Source organism: Achromobacter xylosoxidans (assembly GCF_014490035.1).
GTDB lineage: Bacteria > Pseudomonadota > Gammaproteobacteria > Burkholderiales > Burkholderiaceae_B > Achromobacter > Achromobacter bronchisepticus_A.
On sequence record NZ_CP061008.1, the window covers coordinates 1,041,977 to 1,060,492 of the forward strand.

At 67.4% G+C, this 18,516-nt stretch carries 20 protein-coding genes; 14 read left to right on the forward strand and 6 right to left on the reverse strand.

The features are described 5' to 3' along the window. The 3 genes from phnD to IAG39_RS04750 all read right to left on the reverse strand — a co-directional run bounded on the left by phnD (window position 1) and on the right by IAG39_RS04750 (window position 2,807). Window positions 1-999, reverse strand: coding sequence for a phosphate/phosphite/phosphonate ABC transporter substrate-binding protein (phnD, locus tag IAG39_RS04740; RefSeq protein ID WP_059371363.1), 999 nt, complete (start codon window positions 997-999; stop codon window positions 1-3). A gap of 161 nt (window positions 1,000-1,160) precedes the next feature. Continuing rightward, on the reverse strand, window positions 1,161-1,979 hold the full coding sequence (locus IAG39_RS04745; protein ID WP_059371364.1) for an IclR family transcriptional regulator: 819 nt from the start codon (window positions 1,977-1,979) through the stop codon (window positions 1,161-1,163). 12 nt (window positions 1,980-1,991) lie between these two features. Next, window positions 1,992-2,807 (reverse strand): HAD-IIB family hydrolase, encoded by an 816-nt coding sequence (locus tag IAG39_RS04750; RefSeq protein WP_059371365.1) that lies wholly within the window; start codon window positions 2,805-2,807, stop codon window positions 1,992-1,994. Window positions 2,808-2,958: 151 nt separating this feature from the next. Between IAG39_RS04750 and ribBA the strand changes: the two genes are divergently transcribed. The 6 genes from ribBA (at window position 2,959) to IAG39_RS04780 (ending at window position 7,469) form a co-directional block, all read left to right on the forward strand. After that, on the forward strand, window positions 2,959-4,134 hold the full coding sequence (ribBA, locus tag IAG39_RS04755) for a bifunctional 3,4-dihydroxy-2-butanone-4-phosphate synthase/GTP cyclohydrolase II (RefSeq protein ID WP_118931430.1): 1,176 nt from the start codon (window positions 2,959-2,961) through the stop codon (window positions 4,132-4,134). 10 nt (window positions 4,135-4,144) lie between these two features. Continuing rightward, window positions 4,145-4,675 (forward strand): 6,7-dimethyl-8-ribityllumazine synthase, encoded by a 531-nt coding sequence (gene ribH, locus IAG39_RS04760; protein ID WP_006391339.1) that lies wholly within the window; start codon window positions 4,145-4,147, stop codon window positions 4,673-4,675. Next, window positions 4,644-5,138 carry a transcription antitermination factor NusB gene (gene nusB / locus IAG39_RS04765; RefSeq protein ID WP_059371366.1) on the forward strand — a complete coding sequence of 165 codons (495 nt, stop codon included), beginning with the start codon at window positions 4,644-4,646 and terminating at the stop codon, window positions 5,136-5,138. The genes ribH and nusB overlap by 32 nt, the downstream gene beginning before the upstream one ends. Window positions 5,139-5,377: 239 nt before the next feature. Continuing rightward, window positions 5,378-6,343 (forward strand): thiamine-phosphate kinase, encoded by a 966-nt coding sequence (gene thiL, locus IAG39_RS04770; RefSeq protein WP_118931354.1) that lies wholly within the window; start codon window positions 5,378-5,380, stop codon window positions 6,341-6,343. 56 nt (window positions 6,344-6,399) lie between these two features. Next, entirely contained in the window at window positions 6,400-6,906 is a 507-nt protein-coding gene (locus IAG39_RS04775; protein ID WP_059371493.1) for a phosphatidylglycerophosphatase A, read from the forward strand. Continuing rightward, on the forward strand, window positions 6,903-7,469 hold the full coding sequence (locus IAG39_RS04780) for a CinA family protein (protein WP_059371368.1): 567 nt from the start codon (window positions 6,903-6,905) through the stop codon (window positions 7,467-7,469). The genes IAG39_RS04775 and IAG39_RS04780 overlap by 4 nt, the downstream gene beginning before the upstream one ends. Before the next feature lie 45 nt (window positions 7,470-7,514). Here IAG39_RS04780 and pyrF read toward each other — a convergent pair whose 3' ends face one another. Genes pyrF through IAG39_RS04795 form a run of 3 tightly spaced genes read right to left on the reverse strand, consistent with a single transcriptional unit; the run spans window position 7,515 to window position 10,107 of the window. Beyond that, complete coding sequence (gene pyrF / locus IAG39_RS04785; RefSeq protein ID WP_054451925.1) at window positions 7,515-8,333, reverse strand: orotidine-5'-phosphate decarboxylase; 819 nt, start codon at window positions 8,331-8,333, stop codon at window positions 7,515-7,517. A gap of 6 nt (window positions 8,334-8,339) precedes the next feature. Beyond that, window positions 8,340-9,659 (reverse strand): NAD(P)/FAD-dependent oxidoreductase, encoded by a 1,320-nt coding sequence (locus IAG39_RS04790; RefSeq protein ID WP_118931353.1) that lies wholly within the window; start codon window positions 9,657-9,659, stop codon window positions 8,340-8,342. A 49-nt stretch (window positions 9,660-9,708) separates the two neighbouring features. Beyond that, complete coding sequence (locus IAG39_RS04795; RefSeq protein WP_054451923.1) at window positions 9,709-10,107, reverse strand: diacylglycerol kinase; 399 nt, start codon at window positions 10,105-10,107, stop codon at window positions 9,709-9,711. A 182-nt stretch (window positions 10,108-10,289) separates the two neighbouring features. Between IAG39_RS04795 and IAG39_RS04800 the strand changes: the two genes are divergently transcribed. From IAG39_RS04800 to IAG39_RS04835, 8 genes are all read left to right on the forward strand, one after another. After that, a complete protein-coding gene (locus IAG39_RS04800; protein WP_059371370.1) occupies window positions 10,290-11,027 on the forward strand; it encodes a FadR/GntR family transcriptional regulator in 738 nt (245 codons plus the stop codon). 40 nt (window positions 11,028-11,067) lie between these two features. Then, complete coding sequence (locus IAG39_RS04805; protein WP_118931352.1) at window positions 11,068-12,102, forward strand: L-idonate 5-dehydrogenase; 1,035 nt, start codon at window positions 11,068-11,070, stop codon at window positions 12,100-12,102. A 61-nt stretch (window positions 12,103-12,163) separates the two neighbouring features. Beyond that, window positions 12,164-13,138 carry a sialic acid TRAP transporter substrate-binding protein SiaP gene (locus IAG39_RS04810; protein ID WP_059371372.1) on the forward strand — a complete coding sequence of 325 codons (975 nt, stop codon included), beginning with the start codon at window positions 12,164-12,166 and terminating at the stop codon, window positions 13,136-13,138. A 64-nt stretch (window positions 13,139-13,202) separates the two neighbouring features. Further along, a complete protein-coding gene (locus IAG39_RS04815; RefSeq protein WP_205736580.1) occupies window positions 13,203-13,829 on the forward strand; it encodes a TRAP transporter small permease in 627 nt (208 codons plus the stop codon). A gap of 44 nt (window positions 13,830-13,873) precedes the next feature. Then, complete coding sequence (locus IAG39_RS04820) at window positions 13,874-15,280, forward strand: TRAP transporter large permease (protein ID WP_118931351.1); 1,407 nt, start codon at window positions 13,874-13,876, stop codon at window positions 15,278-15,280. 13 nt (window positions 15,281-15,293) lie between these two features. After that, window positions 15,294-16,040: an SDR family oxidoreductase gene (locus IAG39_RS04825; protein WP_118931350.1), complete on the forward strand. Its 747-nt coding sequence runs from the start codon at window positions 15,294-15,296 to the stop codon at window positions 16,038-16,040. 27 nt (window positions 16,041-16,067) lie between these two features. Then, entirely contained in the window at window positions 16,068-16,934 is an 867-nt protein-coding gene (locus IAG39_RS04830; protein ID WP_118931349.1) for a fumarylacetoacetate hydrolase family protein, read from the forward strand. 26 nt (window positions 16,935-16,960) lie between these two features. Further along, the gene (locus IAG39_RS04835; RefSeq protein ID WP_118931348.1) at window positions 16,961-18,496 is read left to right on the forward strand and encodes a UxaA family hydrolase; all 1,536 of its coding nucleotides are present in this window, start codon (window positions 16,961-16,963) and stop codon (window positions 18,494-18,496) included. The last annotated feature ends 20 nt before the right edge of the window (window positions 18,497-18,516 follow it).

The window sequence follows — 18,516 nt, forward strand, 5'->3', positions numbered from 1 at the left end:
TTACTTCTTGCTCTTGGCGGATTCGCGGTCGTAGGCAGCGCGGTTGAAACTTTCGCCGCCCGATTCGGCGACCTGGCGCACGATGGCCCAGTCCTTCTCGTAGGTCACCGGATAGAAGCGGTCGGCGCCGTCGAAGGCCTTGGACATTTCCGCCGGGAAGCGGTAGTCGTAGAAGCACTTGAGCATCTGGTCGCGGAACTTGGGCTCCAGGTCATGCGCGTAGGCGAACGACGAGGTCGGGAACTTCTCGCTCTTGTAGATCACGCGGAAGTCGGCTTCCTTGACCTGGCCGCGCTCGACCATGCGCTTGAACACGTCCGAGGCCACGGCCGCGGCGTCGTAGTCGCCGGAGTTCACGCCCATGACGGACTGGTCGTGCTTGCCGGAGAAGATGACCTTGTAGTCCTTGTCGGGGGTCAGGCCTTCCTTGGGGAACAGCGCCACCGGCGCCATGTGGCCAGAGTTCGAGGACGGCGCGGTGTGCGCGAGCTTCTTGCCCTTGAGGTCGGTCAGCTTCTGGTAGGGGCTGTCCTTCTTGACGATGACGATCAGGTTGTAGCCCTGGAAGCCGTCGGCATAGCCCTTGACCGCGAACGGCACTGCGCCCGCGATATTCACGGCGAAGGCGGTGGGGCCGGTCGAGAAGCCGCCCACGTGCAGGCGGCCCGAGCGCATGGCCTCGATTTCCGCGGCGTTGCTTTGCACCTGATAGAACACCACGCGCTTGCCCGTGCATTCGGACAGGTGCTTGGTGAAGGGCTTGAAGATGTCTTCGTAGACCGCCGGGTCTTCCACCGGGGTGTAGGTGAACACCAGGGTGGACGGGGTCTTCAGCTTGGCCGGATCGGTGGGCGTGTCGGCCACCAGGTCCTTGTTGGCGTCGCAGTACATCTGGTCCAGGTCGCCGCGGTTGGGGCAGGCGTCGGCGGCTTGCGCGGCGGACGCGCCCAGGGCGAAGGCGGCCAGCGTAGCCGCTTGAAGCAGGCGCAGAGCTTGCATCTTGTGTCTCCTCTTTCTTTGTTTGTGTGACGTGTCACTTAATTCAACCTGAATTCAAACATGGAAGAGGAGGGGACGCACTCGGGAAAGTCCCTGTGTTTCTTTTCGGCTTTTGTTCGCTTTGTTCGATTTATGTTCGTTTTTGCGCGAATTTCATCCGGTCAACTCCGGTGCCCGAGCTTGCGCGAGATTTCCTGCGCGCAGGCCAGCAGCGGCCGGGCGATGGCGCCGTCCCATGCCACGTCGAACAGCCCGGTGGGACCCAGGCTGGTCAGGGCCAGGACGATGTTGCCGGTGTTGTCGAAAACCGGGACCGACAGCGCGTCCACGCCCGGCAGCGGGTTGCCCAGCGCGCGCGCCATGCCGTGCACGCGGATGTCCGCCAGCTGCGCTTCGATATTGGCGCGGGAGGCCTTGCGCGGGGGCGGCGTGCTGGCGATGACGGCGGTGTCGCCTTCCTCGCGCGCGATGTAGTGTTCGCTGACCTTGGGCGGCAGCCAGGCCGCGAACACCAGGCCGGTGGCCGTGTGCAGCATGGACATCACCGTGCCTTTGCGCATGTTCACGTGGACCGGGTAGCTGGCCTCGGTCATGTGGATCATGGTGGGGCCGTGCGAGCCGAGCACGGCAATGCCCAGGGTGTGGCCGATCTCCGATTGCAGCTTGGCGATCTCCGGCATGGCGACGCGCACCGGGTCCAGGCGTTGCAGGCTGACCAGCCCCATCTGCAGGGCGAAGGGGCCGAGCTCGTACTGGCCGGTGATGGCGTCCTGCTGCACCAGGCCGACTCGGATGAAGCTGACCAGGTAGGGGTGCGCCTTGGCCGAGGTCATGCCGGCGCCCGCGGCCAGGTCGCGCAGGGTCAGGGGCTTGCCGGCGTCGACCAGGGCGGCCAGCAGCGGCACGCCCACCTCGATCGACTGGATGCTGCGGCGGCCGTCGTTGGCGGCCGGGGAGGAAGCGGAAGGGGATGTCGCCACGGTGTGCGGACCTCAGGCCGGCTGTGCTTGGGTGGACCGCGCGGCGAGCAGCCGGTCGGCCATTTCGACGAAGCCCGCGCCGCCATGGTGGGCGGCGACGAAGGCGGGGCGGTGGGTCAGGCGGTGCAGCTGGGCCTGGATGTTGGCCACGCCGACCGAAATCGGAAAGTAGGCGAACATGGGCTCGTCGTTGGGCGAGTCGCCAATGAACAGGGTGCTGTCCAGGGCGCCGGCCACGTCCGCGCCGAACTCGCGCTGGAACATGGTGCGCGTCATGGTGAGCTTGTCGTAGTCGCCGAACCAGCCGTTGACGTGGATGGAGCTGACCTTGGCCTGGGCGCCGGCTTCCTCGAAGATCTGGACGATCCGGCTGATGGCGGAATCGGGCAGGGCGGGCACGTCCTCGCAGAAATCGATGGCCAGGTCGGCCACGCGGTAGTCCTGGTCGCTGGCCACGGCGGCGCCGGGCACTTCGGCCAGGACGCGGTCGCGGATGGCGTCCAGCTTCCTGCGGCTGGCCTGGCGCGAGGCGGCGTCGGTCCAGTAGTGGGTGGTCATGCGGCGGGCCTGGCGGTCGTAGGCGTAATAGAAGGCGCCGTTTTCGCCGACCACGGCGCGCACCGGCCACATGCGGGCGATGTGATCGCACCAGCCGGCCGGGCGGCCGGTGATGGGCACGACCTGGATGCCGGCCTGTTCCAGGCGTTCCAGCGCCGCATAGGCGTCCGCCGGCAGGCGGCCTTCGGTGGTCAGCGTGTCGTCGATGTCGGTCAGCACGACGCGGACGGCCGCCGCGACGGTCAAAGGCATGGCCGCAAGGGCTTGCATGTGGGGTTTCCTTGGCTCGGTTTTTAAGGGGTGGTCTCCGGGCGAAAGTTTACCGGACACCCCCGGCTGGCGGGGCTGGCAGGGCCGGATAGGGGTTCCGCCTCCAGGAGCGGTAAAATCCGGGCTTTCCCGCCTGGTTTACGTGCCCGCCATGTCCGTCCAGTTGTCCCCTTTGCCCGGCTCCGAGCCGGAATCCTTCGGCATCGCTACGGTTGCCGAGATCATCGCCGAGCTGCGCGCCGGCCGCATCGTCATCCTGGTTGACGAGGAAGACCGTGAAAACGAGGGCGACCTGGTCATGGCCGCCGAATTCGTCACGCCCGAAGCGATCAACTTCATGGTGACGCACGGCCGCGGCCTGGTCTGCCTGACCTTGACCGAAGAGCGCTGCCGCCAGCTCGATCTGCCCCTGATGGCGGCCCGCAACGGGACGCGCTACGGCACCAACTTCACCCAGTCGATCGAGGCCGCCGAAGGCGTCGAGACCGGCATTTCGGCCGCCGACCGCGCCCGCACCATCCAGGTGGCGGTGGCGCGCGATGCCAAGCCGGCTGACCTGGTCCAGCCCGGCCACATCTTCCCGGTGCGCGCCGTGCCCGGCGGCGTGCTGGTGCGCGCCGGCCACACCGAGGCGGGCTGCGACCTGACCGCCATGGCCGGCCTGACGCCCGCCGCCGTGATCTGCGAAATCCTCAAGCCCGACGGCACCATGGCCCGCCTGCCGGACCTGGTGCAGTTCGCCCGCGAACACGGCCTGAAGATCGGCACCATCGCCGACCTGATCCAGTACCGCAGCGAACACGAATCCATCGTCAAGCGGGTGGGCAAGCGCACCATGCAGACCGCCTGGGGCGAATTCGAGGCCGTGGCCTATGAAGACGCCGCCACCGGCTCCGCCCATTTGGCGCTGGTGCATGGTAACGTGACTCCCGACGCCGAGACGCTGGTGCGCGTGCACGAGCCGGCCTCCGTGCTGGACGTGCTGGACACTGGCGCCAGCCCGCACAGTTGGGGCGTGGCGCAGGCCTTGCAGGCCATCGCGGCCGCACCCGCCGGGGTGCTGGTGCTGATGAACTGCCAGTCGTCCACGGAACACCTGTTTGGTCAGATCGCTGGCTGGAACGACCCGAAGGCCCAGGCCAACCCCGGCAATGCCGACCGCTACGGCCTGCGTACCTACGGGATTGGCGCCCAGATTCTGCGTGACCTGCACGTGGGCCAGATGAAGCTGCTGGCCCGCCCGCGCAAGATGCCCAGCATGGCGGGCTTCTCGCTCACCATTACGGGTTACGATTGCGACCCTCCGAATACTCCCGCAACACACTGAAGGCCGACCTATGAACCCTTACATCCTTACCCCCGACCTGAACGGCGAAGGGCTGCACATCGGCATCGTACGCGCCCGCTTCAACGAGGAAATCGGCCAGGCCGAACTCGAAGCGTGCCTGAAGGAACTGGCCGAACTGGGCGTGGACGAGCGCGACGTCATGGTCGCCACCGTTCCGGGCGCCCTGGAACTGGGCGTGGCCCTGTCCCACATGGCCGAAACGTTTGAATTCGACGCCCTGATCGCGCTGGGCGCGGTCATCCGCGGCGAGACCTATCACTTTGAAGTGGTCAGCAATGAAATGGCCACGGCAATCACCCGTATTTCCCTGGAAACCGGCATCCCCGTCGCCAACGGCGTGCTGACCGTCGATACCGACGAGCAGGCGCAGGCGCGCGCGGCCGGCAAGGGCCGCGATTGCGCCCAGGTGGCCGTTGAAATGGCCAACCTGGTGGCGGCCCTGGAGCCCGAGGAAGAAGACGAAGACGACGAAGACGAGGACGAAGATTTTGACGACGAAGAAGACGACGACCAGCGCTGATAGCGCGGCGCAGGCCCGCGCCAACGCGCGCAGCGCGCGCCGCCGTGCACGCGAATTCGCCCTGCAGGGCGTGTACGCGTGGCTGCTGCGCGGCGGCGAGGGTACGCAGGACGCCGGCGAGATCGACGCCCATCTGCGCGACACCGAGGATTTTTCCGAGGCCGACGCGCAGTGGTTCAAGACCTTGCTGCATGGCGTGCTGCGCGAAGCGCCCGCGCTGCGCCAGCGTTTCACGCCCTACGTCGACCGTCCGTTGGCCGAACTGTCGCCTGTCGAGCATGGCATCCTGCTGATCGGCAGCTTCGAACTGATCCATCATGTCGAAGTGCCGTACAAGGTCGCCATCAATGAAGCTGTCGAACTGGCCAAATCGTTCGGCGGCACCGACGGTTTTAAGTTCGTCAACGGCGTGCTCGACAAGCTGGCGGCCGACGTGCGCGCCCACGAAGTCAATAAGAGGTAATCTCCCTCCCCCCCGAAGCGCTGCGCGCTTCCCCCCCAGGGGGGCGCCGCTGCGGACCGGCGGAGCCGGATCCGCGCGGCCCGGATTGGGGGGGCACCTGTTTCTTGCCGCGAGGTCTTGCCGCGCGAGGAGTGGGTTGGGGTTTCTTCCGAGTTGCGGGGCGCGCCGCATGATTTGTGGGGGCGGCAAGCCCCCGTGGGTTTCAATGCCGGCCTGCCGTGCCGGACTGCGGAGTTGCCTTGGCGTCCGAATTTGATTTGATCGCGCGCTATTTCACCCGCGCGGCTCCTGCCGGCCTGCTGGGCGTGGGCGATGATTGCGCCCTGTTCCCGGTCCCTCCCGGCGAACAGGTGGCCACCAGCACGGACCTGCTGCTGGAAGGCCGCCATTTCTTTCCCGATGTGGATCCGAAGTCGCTGGGGCACAAGGCCCTGGCGGTGAACCTGTCCGACCTGGCCGCCATGGGCGCGCGCCCCATCGGTTGCGTGCTGGGCCTGGCCTTGCCGCGGCTGGACGAGCCCTGGCTGGCGGCGTTTGCCGAAGGCTTCCACGCGCTGGCCGCCGCCCATGGCTGCCCCCTGATCGGCGGCGACACGACGCGTAGCGCGCATGACCTTGCCATCAGCGTCACCGTGTTCGGCGGCGTGCCTGCCGGGCGGGCATTGCGCCGGGATGGCGCCCAGGCTGGCGACGACATCTGGGTATCCGGCGAGCTGGGGGCGGCCGACGTGGCCTACCGCCTGCTGGACGGCCAGTACCCTGCCGATGCGGCGCTGCTCGCGGCGACGCGCGGCGCGCTGGAATGGCCTGAGCCTCAGGTAGCGCTGGGTCTGGCCTTGCGTGGCATCGCCCATGCCGCCATCGACATTTCCGACGGACTGCTGCAGGACCTGGGCCATATCCTGGCTGCCAGCCGCGTGGGCGCCACGCTACATTACGCCGCGATGCCCGTGTCACCCGCCCTGACTGGCCTGCAAGAAGCGCCGCTGCGCCGCGCGGTGCTGGGTGGCGGCGACGTCTACCAGCTATGCTTTACCGCGCCCGCCTCCCGGCGCGAGGCCGTGCTTGCGGCGGCGGCTGCGGCCGGCGCGCGCGTGACGCGCGTGGGGCAGATCCAGGCGCAGCCGGGCTTGTCCGTGCTGGACGGCCAGGGCCAGCCCCTGAACGACCTGCCGGCCGGTTTCGATCATTTTCCCGCGGCCTGATCCGCCGCGTCCCAACCCGCATACCCATGCCGTCCACCGACAACCGTCCTACCTCCATGCGCGACCGCGCCCGGACTGCCTACCCGCCCTTGTCCTGGGTCTGCCGCGATCCGGGCCGGCTCATCGCGTTCGGCTTCGGCAGCGGCCTGATCCGGCCGGCCTCCGGCACCTGGGGCACGCTGCTGGCTTGGGCAATCTGGGTCGCCGCGGCACCCGCCGCGTCGGACTGGGCGATCGGCGCATTCCTGGCGCTGGCATTTTTATACGGCTGCTGGGCTTGCCATCGCGTCGGCCGTGAACTCCAGCAGTCGGATCATGTCGGAATGGTCTGGGACGAGATGGTGGCGTTCTGGCTGGTGCTCTGGCTGACGCCCGCGGGCTGGTTGCCGCAGGCGCTGGCGTTCGTGCTGTTCCGCACGTTCGACATCGTCAAGCCGCCTCCCATCAAGTTCTTCGACGCCCACATCAAGGGCGGTTTCGGCGTGATGTGGGACGATATCGTGGCGGCCGGATATGCCCTGCTGATCATGGCGCTGGTCGTGCGCACAGGAGTCTTGGGATGAACGGACAACAAGAAAGCACCCGGCCCAATCTGTCGGCCGAACAGTTGGCGCAAGCCACCTCGCTGGCGCTGGCCGAACGGCTGGGCGAAACGCTGCGGCGCAAGGGCTGGATGCTGGGCACGGCGGAATCCTGCACCGGCGGCCTGTTGGCCGGGGCGATGACGGCGGTGGCCGGTTCCAGCGACTGGTTCGAGCGCGGCTTCGTGACCTACAGCAACGAAGCCAAGGTTGCTGAACTGGACGTGTCGCCCGATGCCTTGCATCACTTTGGCGCCGTCAGCGAACCGGTGGCGCTGGAGATGGCCAACGGCGTGCTGCTGGCGTCCCCCGCCGCGCATGTTGCGGTGTCCACGACCGGCATTGCCGGGCCGGGCGGCGCGACGCCGGGCAAGCCGGTGGGCATGGTGTGCTTTGGCTTTGCGCAGCGTTCGGGCGAAGGCATCAGCAGCCGCGCCGTCACACACGTGTTCCCGGGCGACCGCGCGCAAGTGCGCCAGGCGGCGGTGGACTACGCGCTGCGCGGGCTGCTGGAATTGTTGGGAGCGCCGGTCAACCGGCGCTGAAGGACTGGGCTTGCGCGGTTGGGGGCGCGAGGCCCCCGTGCCGGATCAGCGCACCGCGTTGATCGCGTCGCGCAGGCCCTTGGCCGCCGTGCCGGCGGCCTCGCGCCAGTCGTCGCCGCCGCTGGCGTAGATGATGGCGCGGGACGAGTTGATCATCATGCCGCTGCGGGCCGCGTTGGCGCCCGCGTTCACGGTGGCGGTGATGTCGCCGCCCTGGGCGCCGATGCCCGGCACCAGCAGGGGCACCGCGTCGCCGATGCGTGCGCGCACCGCGGCCAGCTCATTCGGGAAGGTCGCGCCCACCACCAGGCCGCACTGGCCGTTGGCATTCCATTTGTCGGCGACCAGGCCCGCGACGTGCAGGTACAGCGGCTCGCCATTGTCCATCTTCAGGAATTGCAGGTCCGAACCGCCGGGGTTGGAGGTGCGGCACAGCACGATCACGCCGCGGTCGCGCCACGCCAGATAGGGCTCGACCGAGTCCAGGCCCATGTAGGGGCTGACCGTCAGCGCGTGCGCCTGGTAGCGCTCGTAGGCTTCGCGGGCGTAGTTTTCGGCGGTGGAGCCGATGTCGCCGCGCTTGGCGTCCAGCACGATGGGCAGGTCGGGATGCTTTTCGCGGATGTGCTGGCACAGCGCTTCCAGCTGGTCTTCGGCGCGGTGCGCGGCGAAGTAGGCGATCTGCGGCTTGAAGCTGCAGGCATAGGGCGCGGTGGCGTCCACGATGTCGCGGCAGAACTGGAAGATGGCGTCCGGCTTGTCCTGCAGTTCGCGGGGGAAGCGCTGCGGATCGGGATCCAGCCCGACTTGCAGGAGCGAGTTGCTGGTGGTCCAGGCGTGTTCGAGTTTTTGCAGGAAATTCATGGGAGTTCAGTGCAGTTTGACCCGCGGGCGCGTGCGCCGCATGAGCAGGCGGGCCAGGGCAAGGGAGGCGGTACGCGAGATGCCGAGCACCGCTTTGTGGTGCATCAGGTGCAGGCTCATGTACATCAGGCGTGCCAGTGTACCGCTTACGAACAGTCCTCGTCCGGCGAGCTTGCCCATCAGGCTGCCGACGCCGGCGTCCTGGCCCAGCGACACCAGCGAACCGTGGTCCTCGTAGACGTAGGGCGCGGTGGGCTCGGGCGTATGGCGCAGGCGCGCGGTGAGCTTCTTGGCCAGGTAGTCGGCCTGCTGATGCGCGGCCTGGGCGCGGGCCGGCACGCTGCGGCCGTCGCGCCACGGCGCGGCGCAGCAGTCGCCCAGCGCCAGGATGTGCGGATCGGCGGTTTCCAGCCGTTCATTGACTTCCAGTTGGCCCACCTTGTTCAGCGGCAGGTCCAGGTCGGCCAACAGGGCCGGGCCCTGGATGCCCGCCGCCCACATGCATAGCTGGGCCGGGAATTCGCGGCCGTCGGCCGTCTTGACGCTGTCGGCGGTGACTTCCGAGACCCGGCAGGACGCTTCCACCCGGATGCCCAGTTCCGTCAGGCGGTTGGTGGCCGCGACCGAGATTTTCTCGGGCAGGGCCGACAGGATGCGCGGGGCGCCTTCCACCAGGGTGATGGCCAGATCGCGTTCGGCGCGGAAATTCGGCAGGCCGTAGGCGCTGACCACGTGGCTGGCCTCGACCAGCTCCACCGCCAGCTCGACGCCCGTGGCGCCGCCGCCCACGATCACCAGATCCAGCCGGGCCGAAGGATTGCGCACCTTGGCCTGGTCCACCAGGGCCATGGCCTTGAGCATGGTCAGGCGGAACTGCTCCGCGTTCTCGGTGGAGTCCAGCGTGACCGCGTGTTCCGCCGCGCCAGGGGTATTGAAGAAATTGGACGTGCTGCCCAGGGCCAGCACCAGCGTGTCGTAGGCCAGTTCGCGGCGCGGCAGGACTTCCTGGCCTTGCGCGTCGTTCACGGCGTCCACCGTGATCCGGCGCTGCTCGCGGTCTATGTGTTCGAGGCGGCCCTGCGCGAACGAAAACCCGTTCATGTGGGCCAGCATCAGATAGGACAGGCCTTCCTGGTGGATGTCCAGCGTGCCGGCGGCCGCTTCGTGCAGCGAAGGCTTCCAGATATGGAAGGGGCGGCTGTCGACCAGCGTGATGTGCTGCCGGCCATGCACGCGGCCCAGCTTGGCTGCCAATTCCAGGCCGCCGGCGCCGCCGCCGACGATGACAATGCGCTCAGAGGAGTCGGGCGTCGATCTAGGCATCATGGCTTCCAGTATAAATAGCGGCGCATCTCCCAGGAGATGACTAGCCGTGTCAATGCATGACGAATCGGCTGATGGCCACGCCGACCCAGACCGTGCCGGCGAAGATCAGCAGCAGCATCACGGCGGCGCTGCCCAGGTCCTTGGCCCGCCCCAGGAGCGGGTGCGATTCGACGGAAAGCGCGTCGGCCAGCGCCTCGATGGCGGAGTTCAGCAGCTCCGCCGCCAGCACCATGATCACCGTGCCCACCAGGAAAAACACTTCAACCGTGGTGCGGCCGAGGAAGAACGCGGCCGGGATCATCAGGACGGCCAGCGCCAGCTCCTGGCGGAAAGCCGCCTCGTACTTGATGGCCGCCTGCAGGCCCTGCAGGGAGTAGCGCAGCGCATTCAGGATGCGGCGCAGGCCGCCGGTGCTCTTGTAGGGCGAATGATGCGGATTCTGTGACATGGGTACGGAAAATGGGCTGGGTGTGGCGGCTTTTTAACAGATATGCATTGCCCGCGAAGCCATCGCGCGCATCTTTGGGCAAACCCTAATTGTGACGCATCCGGGACCGGCGCAAGATTTGGTCAATTGGTAAGGCCACTTTACCTTTTGGCCTGACTTGTCCACCGGTACACCCGCAGTCCATGCCCATCCAGACCATCGAACCCCGCCGCCTGTATCGCCAGATCGCCGACCAGCTTCGCCTGCTGATCGAGTCGGGTGAGTTTCCGGCCGGCGCGCGCTTGCCGCCCGAGCGCGATCTCGCGCTCAAGCTCGGCGTATCGCGCCCTTCGGTGCGCGAGGCGCTGATCGCGCTGGAGGTCGAAGGCTGGGTGGAAGTCCGCATGGGTTCGGGCGTCTATGTGCAAAGCCTGGCGGGCGGGCCGCGCGCCAGCCTGACCGCCGAAAGCCCGCTGGAAACCATACGCGCCCGCCAGGTGATCGAAGGCGAGCTGGCCGCACAGGCCGCGTTGCGCAATACGCCCGCGCTGGTGGACGGGTTGGCCGAAGCCGTCGGCACCATGGAAGACGAGGCGCTGGCCGGCAATGTGCCGATCCGCGGAGACCGGCTGTTCCATCTGCGTGTCGCCGAAATGGCGAACAACGCCGTGCTGGTGCGCGTGGTGAGCGAACTGTTCGACGAGCGCCACAATCCGCTGTCCGTGAAACTGGGCGACTACTTCGAGAATCCTTCCAGCTGGGAGGCCGCCATCGCCGAACATCGCAAGGTGATCGACGCCATCCGCGCCGGCGACGACCGCGGCGCGCGCGCCGCCATGCACCACCATCTGGCCTGCTCGCATGACCGCCTTACCGCAAGCTGGCCCGGCGCGGACGCGTCCGGCCTGCCGTTGGACAGCCGGGAGCAGGCGGAACCATGAGCGCCTTACGGCCGTCCGCAATGCCAAGGAGCAAGTCGTCATGACGCTGGCCTGTCGCATCCACGGGGCGCGCGATTTGCGCCTGGAACCGGACGAAGTCGCGCCCTTGGCGCCGCACGAAGTGGAGCTGAGGCTGGGCGCCGCGGGCATCTGCGGATCCGACCTGCACTATTTCCTGCATGGCCGCGTGGGCGCCTTCGTCATTCGCGAACCCTTGATTCCCGGCCATGAGGCTTCCGGCGTGGTGCTGCGCACGGGCGATGCCGTGCGGTCAGTGGCGCCGGGCATGAAGGTCGCCATCAATCCTTCCCACCCTTGCGGCGGCTGCGATTACTGCCGTGCCGGCCGCGACAATCTGTGCCGCAACATGCGCTTTCTCGGCAGCGCCAGCATCTATCCGCACGTGCAAGGCATGTTCCGCGAGCGCTTCGTGATGGGCGAACGCCAACTCACGCCGGTGCCGGAAGCGGACGTCACGCTGGGCGAGATCGCCTGTGCCGAGCCGCTGTCCATCGGACTGCATGGCGTCAACCGGGCCGGTCCGATGATGGGCAAGCGCGTGCTGGTCACGGGCGGCGGCACCATAGGCTGCATGACCGTGCTCGCCGCCAGGCTGGCGGGCGCCGCCCACGTGACCGTGGCGGACGTGGCCGACCGGCCGCTGGACATGGCCCGTCAGGTCGGCGCCGACGAGGCCGTACGCAGCGACCAGCTCGCGCCCGCCGACCTGGCCGATATCGCCGACATCAGCATCGAGGCCGCCGGCAGCCCTGCGGCGCTGGCGACCTGCCTGACGGCGACGCGGCGCGGCGGCCGCATTGTGCAAGTGGGAACGCTGCCCGCCGAGGGCATCGCGTTTCCGGCCAACAACATCATGGCGCGGGAGCTCGACTACGTCGGCGCGTTCCGCGCGGGCGTGGAGTTCGATTGGGCCGTCTCCTATCTGCGTACGCGCAAGGTGGAAGTGCGGCCCCTGATGAGCGCGCAGTTGCCGTTGTCGCAGGCGGTCGAGGCCTTCGAGCTGGCGGCGGATCGCAGTCGCAGTACCAAGGTGCAACTTGTAGTTGAAGCGTGACCCGCTGGCGGCTCACCATGGGCCGCCACGTCGGGCATTCAAAAAACAACGAGGAGACGACATGAACCTAGGCAACGCCGTCAAGGCGCTGGTCGCCGCCCTGGCGCTCGCCGCCAGCGGCAGCGCAATGGCGCAGACCAAGCTCAAGTGGGCCCACGTGTACGAAACATCCGAACCCTTCCATACCGCCTCCGTCTGGGCGGCGCAGGAAATCGGCAAGCGCACCAACGGCCGCTACCAGATCGACGTATACCCGGCCTCGCAGCTGGGCAAGGAAAACGACATCAACCAGGGCCTGACCCTGGGCACGGTGGACATGATCATCTCGGGCTCCAGCTTCGCGGCCAAGAGCTTTCCCCGCATCGGCGTCACCTACTATCCCTACATCTTCCGCAATCCCGAGCACCTGATCGCCTACACCAAGAGCGATATCTACAAGGAACTCACGCGCGGCTACGACGAGAAAAGCGGCAACCACATCGTCGCCACCACCTACTACGGCACGCGCCAGACCACATCCAACCGGCCCTTCACCAAGTGTTCCGAAATGAAAGGCCTGAAGATCCGCGTGCCTGACGTGGCCGCCTATCTGGCCATGCCGCGCGCCTGCGGCGCCAATACCGCGCCGATCGCCTTCGCCGAGGTCTACCTGGCTTTGCAGAACGGCACCGTGGAGGCGCAGGAGAACCCGCTCACCACCATCGAGGCCAAGAAGTTCTACGAAGTGCAGAAGAACATCATCCTCACGGGCCATATCGTCGATCACCTGAACACGGTGATCTCGGGCAAGCTGTGGAAGAGCCTGTCCGACGAGGACAAGAAGATCTTCGCCGAAGTGGCGCAGCAGGCGGCCGAGAAGGCTTCCGCCGAGGTCGCCGAAAGCGAGAAGAAGATGGTCGAGGTGTTCCGCAAGCGCGGCCTGAACGTGGCGGAGGTGAACGTCCAGGACTTCCGCGACACCGTGCTGGAGAAAGTGCCGTTCAAGCAGTACGGCTACGAAAAATCGGATTGGGAACGGATCCAGGCCGTGAAGTAAGCGCGCCCGGGGCCGCCCGGGCGGCCCCGCATCGACCCGTCCGATTCCGCACAAGGGGAACGCCATGCATTCCGATGCCAAGGCCGCCGTGATGGCGGCCGCCAGCAGCAACCCTGTCCATCCCGCGGGGCACCAGCCGCCCGCCACGGCGCAGGAGATCGTCCAGAGTTTCGAGGAAGCCGACCGCCACGAGGTCAGCCTGGCGGGCTACCAGCCCGAGGACTGGATCTGCCTGGGCATATTCTGGGTCATGGCGCTGCTGGTCTTCCTGCAGTTCTTTTCGCGCTATGTGCTTAACGACTCCTACGCCTGGACCGAGGAACTGGCCGTCTATTGCCTGATCGGCGTGGTGTTCATCGGCTCGTCCATGTGCGTGCGCGCCTGCCGCCACATCCAGGTGGACTTCCTGTACCGCTACCTGCCGCGCCCCGTCGGCCGCGCGCTGGCCACCATCATCGACCTGCTGCGCACGGCGTTCTTCGGCTATGCCGTGTGGCTCACCTACCGCTACATCGTACTGGTGGGCGACGAGCCCATGACCACGCTGTTCTGGAACAAGGCCTATGTCTACTGGATGGCGCTGGCGGGATTCGTCCTGATGTTCCTGCGCTCGGTGCAGGTGTCGGTCTGCAACTGGCGCCAGGGCTACTCCATCCTGGAAAACCCCGCGGCCTACGAGTCGCAGGACTAGCCGGGGCAGCCCCGGAATCCGACAACGACAACCGGAAGCGAGACATGGGCATACTGATCGGAACCTTTCTGCTGTTGATGATCTTCGGCCTGCCGGTGGCGGTGGCCATGGCGGGCGCATCGCTGCTGTTCGTGCTGATTTCGGGCAGCGTGCCCGACGTGGTGGTGGCGCAGCGCATGATCGCGGGGGTGGAGTCCTTTCCTCTGCTGGCCGTGCCGTTCTTCATCCTGGCCGGCAACCTGATGAACATCGCCGGCATTACCGGCCGCATCTACAACTTCGCCGTGGCGCTGGTGGGCTGGATGCGCGGCGGCCTGGGGCAGGTGAACATCATCGGTTCGGTGGTGTTCGCCGGCATGTCGGGCACCGCCATCGCCGACGCCGCGGGCCTGGGCACCATCGAAATCAAGGCCATGAAGGACCATGGCTACGAGACCGAGTTCGCGGTGGGCGTGACGGCTGCCTCGGCCACGCTGGGCCCCATCATCCCGCCGTCGCTGCCCTTCGTCATCTACGGCATGATGGCCAACGTGTCGATCGGCTCGCTGTTCCTGGCCGGCCTGATTCCCGGCGCGGTCCTGACCGTGCTGATGATGCTGACCGTGGCCTATTACGCGCGCCGCAACAACTGGGGCGGCGACGTGTCCTTCGACTGGAAGCGGCTGGGCGCCGCCGGGCTGGAAGTCGGCATCGTGCTGGCCTTCCCGCTGGCGATCTGGCTGATGACCGAGGCGGGCATGTCGGCCAACCTGGCCGCAGGCATCGCCTTTGCCGTGCTGCTGGCGCTGGACTGGCGCTACAACTTCTCGGCGGTGATGGCGCTGATGGCCCCCGTCATCCTGATCGGCGGCATGACGCTGGGCTGGTTCACGCCCACCGAGGCCGCCGTGGCTGCGGTGATCTGGGCGCTGTTCCTGGGTTTGGTGCGCTATCGCTCCATGACCTTGCGGACCCTGGCCAAAGCGACTTTCGACACCATCGAGACCACGGCCTCGGTGCTGTTCATCGTCACCGCCGCCTCGGTGTTCGCGTGGCTGCTGACCACCACCCAGGCGGCCCAGGCGCTGACCGACGGCATTCTCAGCGTGACGCAGAACAAGTGGGTGTTCCTGCTGATGGCCAACGTCCTGATCCTGATCGTGGGCTGCTTCATCGACACCATTGCCGCCATCACCATCCTGGTGCCGATCCTGTTGCCCATCGTGCTCAAGCTGGGCATCGATCCGATCCATTTCGGCCTGATCATGACGCTGAACCTGATGATCGGCCTGCTGCATCCGCCCATGGGCATGGTGCTGTTCGTGCTGGCGCGCGTGTCCAAGCTGTCGGTGGAACGGACCACGGTTGCGATCCTGCCGTGGCTGGTGCCGCTGTTCGTGGCGCTGATCGCCATTACCTATATCCCTCAGATCACGCTCTGGCTGCCCGGCGTCATGGGCATGGCCAAGTAAAAAGGAAGACGTCATGACTGGAAGGCTGCAAGGCAAGACCGCCATCGTCACCGCCGCAGGGCAAGGCATCGGCCGCGCCGTGGCCGACGCCTACGTCCGCGAAGGCGCCGACGTGCTGGCGCTGGACATCAACGGCGGCGCGCTGGAGACGCTGGCGGGATGCCGGCGCCGCACGCTGGACGTGACCGACGCCGCCGCCATCGGCGCGCTGGCCGCCGAGGCCGGACCGGTGGACGTGCTGTTCAACGGCGCCGGTTTCGTGCATGCCGGGACCATCCTGGACTGCGACGAAAAAGCCTGGGACTTCTCGTTCGAACTGAACGTGAAATCCATGTACCGCATGATCCGCGCCTGCCTGCCCGGCATGCTGGCGCGTGGCGGCGGCTCCATCGTCAACATGGCCTCGGTGGCGTCCAGCATCAAGGGTGCGCCCAACCGCTGCGTCTATGGCGCCACCAAGGCGGCGGTGATCGGGCTGACCAAGTCCGTGGCGGCGGATTACGTCGGGCAGGGCATACGCTGCAACGCCATCTGCCCGGGCACGGTGGAATCGCCTTCGCTGCGCCAGCGCATCGAAGCGCAGGCCAGCGCCGGCGGGCAGACGCTGGCCGCGGTGGAGGCCGCTTTCGTCGCCCGCCAACCCATGGGCCGCATCGGCAGCGCGGAGGAAATCGCCCTGCTGGCGGTGTACCTTGCCAGCGACGAGTCCGCCTTCACCACCGGCACGGCCCAGGTCATCGACGGCGGCTGGTCCAACTGAACATTCACTACACATGAGGAACATGCGATGAAACTGTTGCGCTATGGTGCGAAAGGCGCGGAGAAGCCCGGAATGCTGGACGCCCGCGGGCAGGTGCGGGACCTGTCGGCGGTCCTGCCGGACATAGGCGCCGCCACGCTCACGCGCGCGGGCCTTGCGCCGCTGCGCGCGCTGGACCCGGCCAGCCTGCCGCTGGTGGATCGCCCGGGCCGCCTGGCGCCGCCCTGGAGCGGCATGGGCAAGTTCATCTGCATCGGCCTGAACTACGCCGACCACGCAGCGGAGTCGGGCCTGCCAGTGCCGGCCGAGCCCGTGGTGTTCATGAAACCGACCTCGGCCGTGGTCGGCTGCAACGATCCGGTGGTGCTGCCGCAAGAGTCCGTCAAGACCGACTGGGAAGTGGAACTGGGCGTGGTGATCGGCGAGCGGGCCCGCTACGTCAGCGAGGCAGAGGCCATGAACCACGTGGCCGGCTATTGCGTGGTGAACGACGTGTCCGAACGTGAATACCAGATCGAGCGCGGCGGCACCTGGGACAAGGGCAAGGGCTGCGACACCTTCGGCCCGGTCGGCCCGTGGCTGGTCACCGCCGACGAGATCGCCGACCCGCAGGCGCTGGACATGTGGCTGGACGTCAACGGCAAACGCTATCAGAACGGCAGCACGCGCACCATGGTGTTCGGCGTGGCGCAGCTGGTGTCCTACGTCAGCCGCTTCATGACCCTGTACCCGGGCGACTTGATCAGCACCGGCACGCCGCCGGGCGTGGGCATGGGCCAGAAACCGGCGCCCGTGTACTTGAAGGCCGGCGACGAGATGCGACTGGGCATTGCCGGCCTGGGCGAGCAGCGGCAGCGCGTCCACGCCTGGGACCCTGCGCTGATAGACGGTTAGCGGCGCGAGAACGCCAGGAGGCATTCATGTCTGAAACCGATACCGCGGTCATACGCATCCACCCGGCGGACAATGTGGTGATCGCCAGGCGCCAGCTGGCCGGCGGCACGCGCCTGGCCGGCGAAGACGTCGTCGTGCGCGGCCTGGTGCCGCCAGGGCACAAGGTGGCGACCTGCGCCATCGCCGCAGGCGAGCCGGTGCGGCGCTACAACCAGATCATCGGCGTGGCGCGCTGCGACATCGCGCCTGGCGCGCATGTCCATACGCATAACCTGGAGTTCTCCGACTTCGAGCGCGATTACGCCGTGGGCGCCGACGCGCGCGCCACCGACTACGTCGACGCGCCCGCGCAGTTCGACGGCATCGTGCGCGCCGACGGTCGCGTTGCCACGCGCAACTACATCGGCATCCTCACCAGCGTGAACTGTTCGGCTACCGCCGCGCGCGCCATTGCCGACCATTTCCGCCGCGACATCCATCCGGAAGCGCTGGCCGCCTATCCCAACGTGGACGGGGTGGTGGCGCTGACGCATGGCGCCGGCTGCGCCACGGGCAGCGAGGGCGAGCCTCTGCGCCTTTTGCGCCGCACGCTGGGCGGCTACGCCAGGCATCCCAATTTCGCGGGCCTGCTGGTGCTGGGCCTGGGTTGCGAAACCAACCAGATCGGCGGCCTGATGGAGCAGGAAGGACTGCGCGAGAGCGGCTTGCTGCATACCTTCAACATCCAGGAGACCGGCGGCACGCGCAAGACCGTGGAGCATGGCATCGAACTGGTGCGCGCCATGCTGGCGCAGGCCGACCGCGTCCAGCGCCAGCCCGTGCCTGCAAGCCTGCTGACCGTGGGCCTGCAATGCGGCGGGTCCGACGGCTATTCGGGCATCAGCGCCAACCCGGCGCTGGGCGCCGCGGTGGACCTGCTGGTACGCCATGGCGGCAGCGCCATCCTGTCGGAGACGCCGGAGATCTACGGCGGCGAGCACCTGCTGACCCGGCGCGCCGCCACGCCCGAAGTCGCGGCCAAGCTGCTCGCCAGGCTGCGCTGGTGGGAGGAGTACTGCGCCCGCAACGACGCGGAAATGGACAACAACCCCTCGGCCGGCAACAAGGCCGGCGGGCTGACCACCATCCTGGAAAAGTCCCTGGGCGCCATCGCCAAGAGCGGCACGACCCGCCTGGCCGACGTGTATGAATACGCCGAAACCGTGCGCGCGCGCGGGCTGGTGTTCATGGATACGCCGGGCTACGACCCGGTGTCCGCCACCGGCCAGGTTGCGGGCGGGGCCAACCTGATCTGCTTCACCACCGGCCGCGGCTCGGCCTATGGCTGTGCGCCCGCGCCGTCCTTGAAGCTGTCGACCAACACGGCGCTGTGGCAGCGGCAGTCCGACGATATCGACATCAATTGCGGCGAAGTGGTTGACGGCGCGCAAAGCGTGGCCGGGATGGGTGAGCGCATATTCCGTCTGATGCTGGAAACGGCCTCGGGCCGGCGCACGCGCAGCGAGGAACATGGCTACGGCCAGAACGAGTTCGTGCCCTGGCAACTGGGCGCGGTGATGTAGGCGCCCGGCGCCGTCCGGGA

Coding starts and splice junctions, on each gene's coding strand:
- phnD (WP_059371363.1), bottom strand. CDS start 999: ATGCAAGCTCTGCGCCTGCTTCAAGCGGCTACGCTGGCCGCCTTCGCC.
- IAG39_RS04750 (WP_059371365.1), bottom strand. CDS start 2,807: ATGCAAGCCCTTGCGGCCATGCCTTTGACCGTCGCGGCGGCCGTCCGC.
- ribBA (WP_118931430.1), top strand. CDS start 2,959: ATGTCCGTCCAGTTGTCCCCTTTGCCCGGCTCCGAGCCGGAATCCTTC.
- ribH (WP_006391339.1), top strand. CDS start 4,145: ATGAACCCTTACATCCTTACCCCCGACCTGAACGGCGAAGGGCTGCAC.
- IAG39_RS04775 (WP_059371493.1), top strand. CDS start 6,400: ATGCGCGACCGCGCCCGGACTGCCTACCCGCCCTTGTCCTGGGTCTGC.
- IAG39_RS04780 (WP_059371368.1), top strand. CDS start 6,903: ATGAACGGACAACAAGAAAGCACCCGGCCCAATCTGTCGGCCGAACAG.
- pyrF (WP_054451925.1), bottom strand. CDS start 8,333: ATGAATTTCCTGCAAAAACTCGAACACGCCTGGACCACCAGCAACTCG.
- IAG39_RS04790 (WP_118931353.1), bottom strand. CDS start 9,659: ATGATGCCTAGATCGACGCCCGACTCCTCTGAGCGCATTGTCATCGTC.
- IAG39_RS04795 (WP_054451923.1), bottom strand. CDS start 10,107: ATGTCACAGAATCCGCATCATTCGCCCTACAAGAGCACCGGCGGCCTG.
- IAG39_RS04800 (WP_059371370.1), top strand. CDS start 10,290: ATGCCCATCCAGACCATCGAACCCCGCCGCCTGTATCGCCAGATCGCC.
- IAG39_RS04805 (WP_118931352.1), top strand. CDS start 11,068: ATGACGCTGGCCTGTCGCATCCACGGGGCGCGCGATTTGCGCCTGGAA.
- IAG39_RS04810 (WP_059371372.1), top strand. CDS start 12,164: ATGAACCTAGGCAACGCCGTCAAGGCGCTGGTCGCCGCCCTGGCGCTC.
- IAG39_RS04815 (WP_205736580.1), top strand. CDS start 13,203: ATGCATTCCGATGCCAAGGCCGCCGTGATGGCGGCCGCCAGCAGCAAC.
- IAG39_RS04820 (WP_118931351.1), top strand. CDS start 13,874: ATGGGCATACTGATCGGAACCTTTCTGCTGTTGATGATCTTCGGCCTG.
- IAG39_RS04825 (WP_118931350.1), top strand. CDS start 15,294: ATGACTGGAAGGCTGCAAGGCAAGACCGCCATCGTCACCGCCGCAGGG.
- IAG39_RS04830 (WP_118931349.1), top strand. CDS start 16,068: ATGAAACTGTTGCGCTATGGTGCGAAAGGCGCGGAGAAGCCCGGAATG.
- IAG39_RS04835 (WP_118931348.1), top strand. CDS start 16,961: ATGTCTGAAACCGATACCGCGGTCATACGCATCCACCCGGCGGACAAT.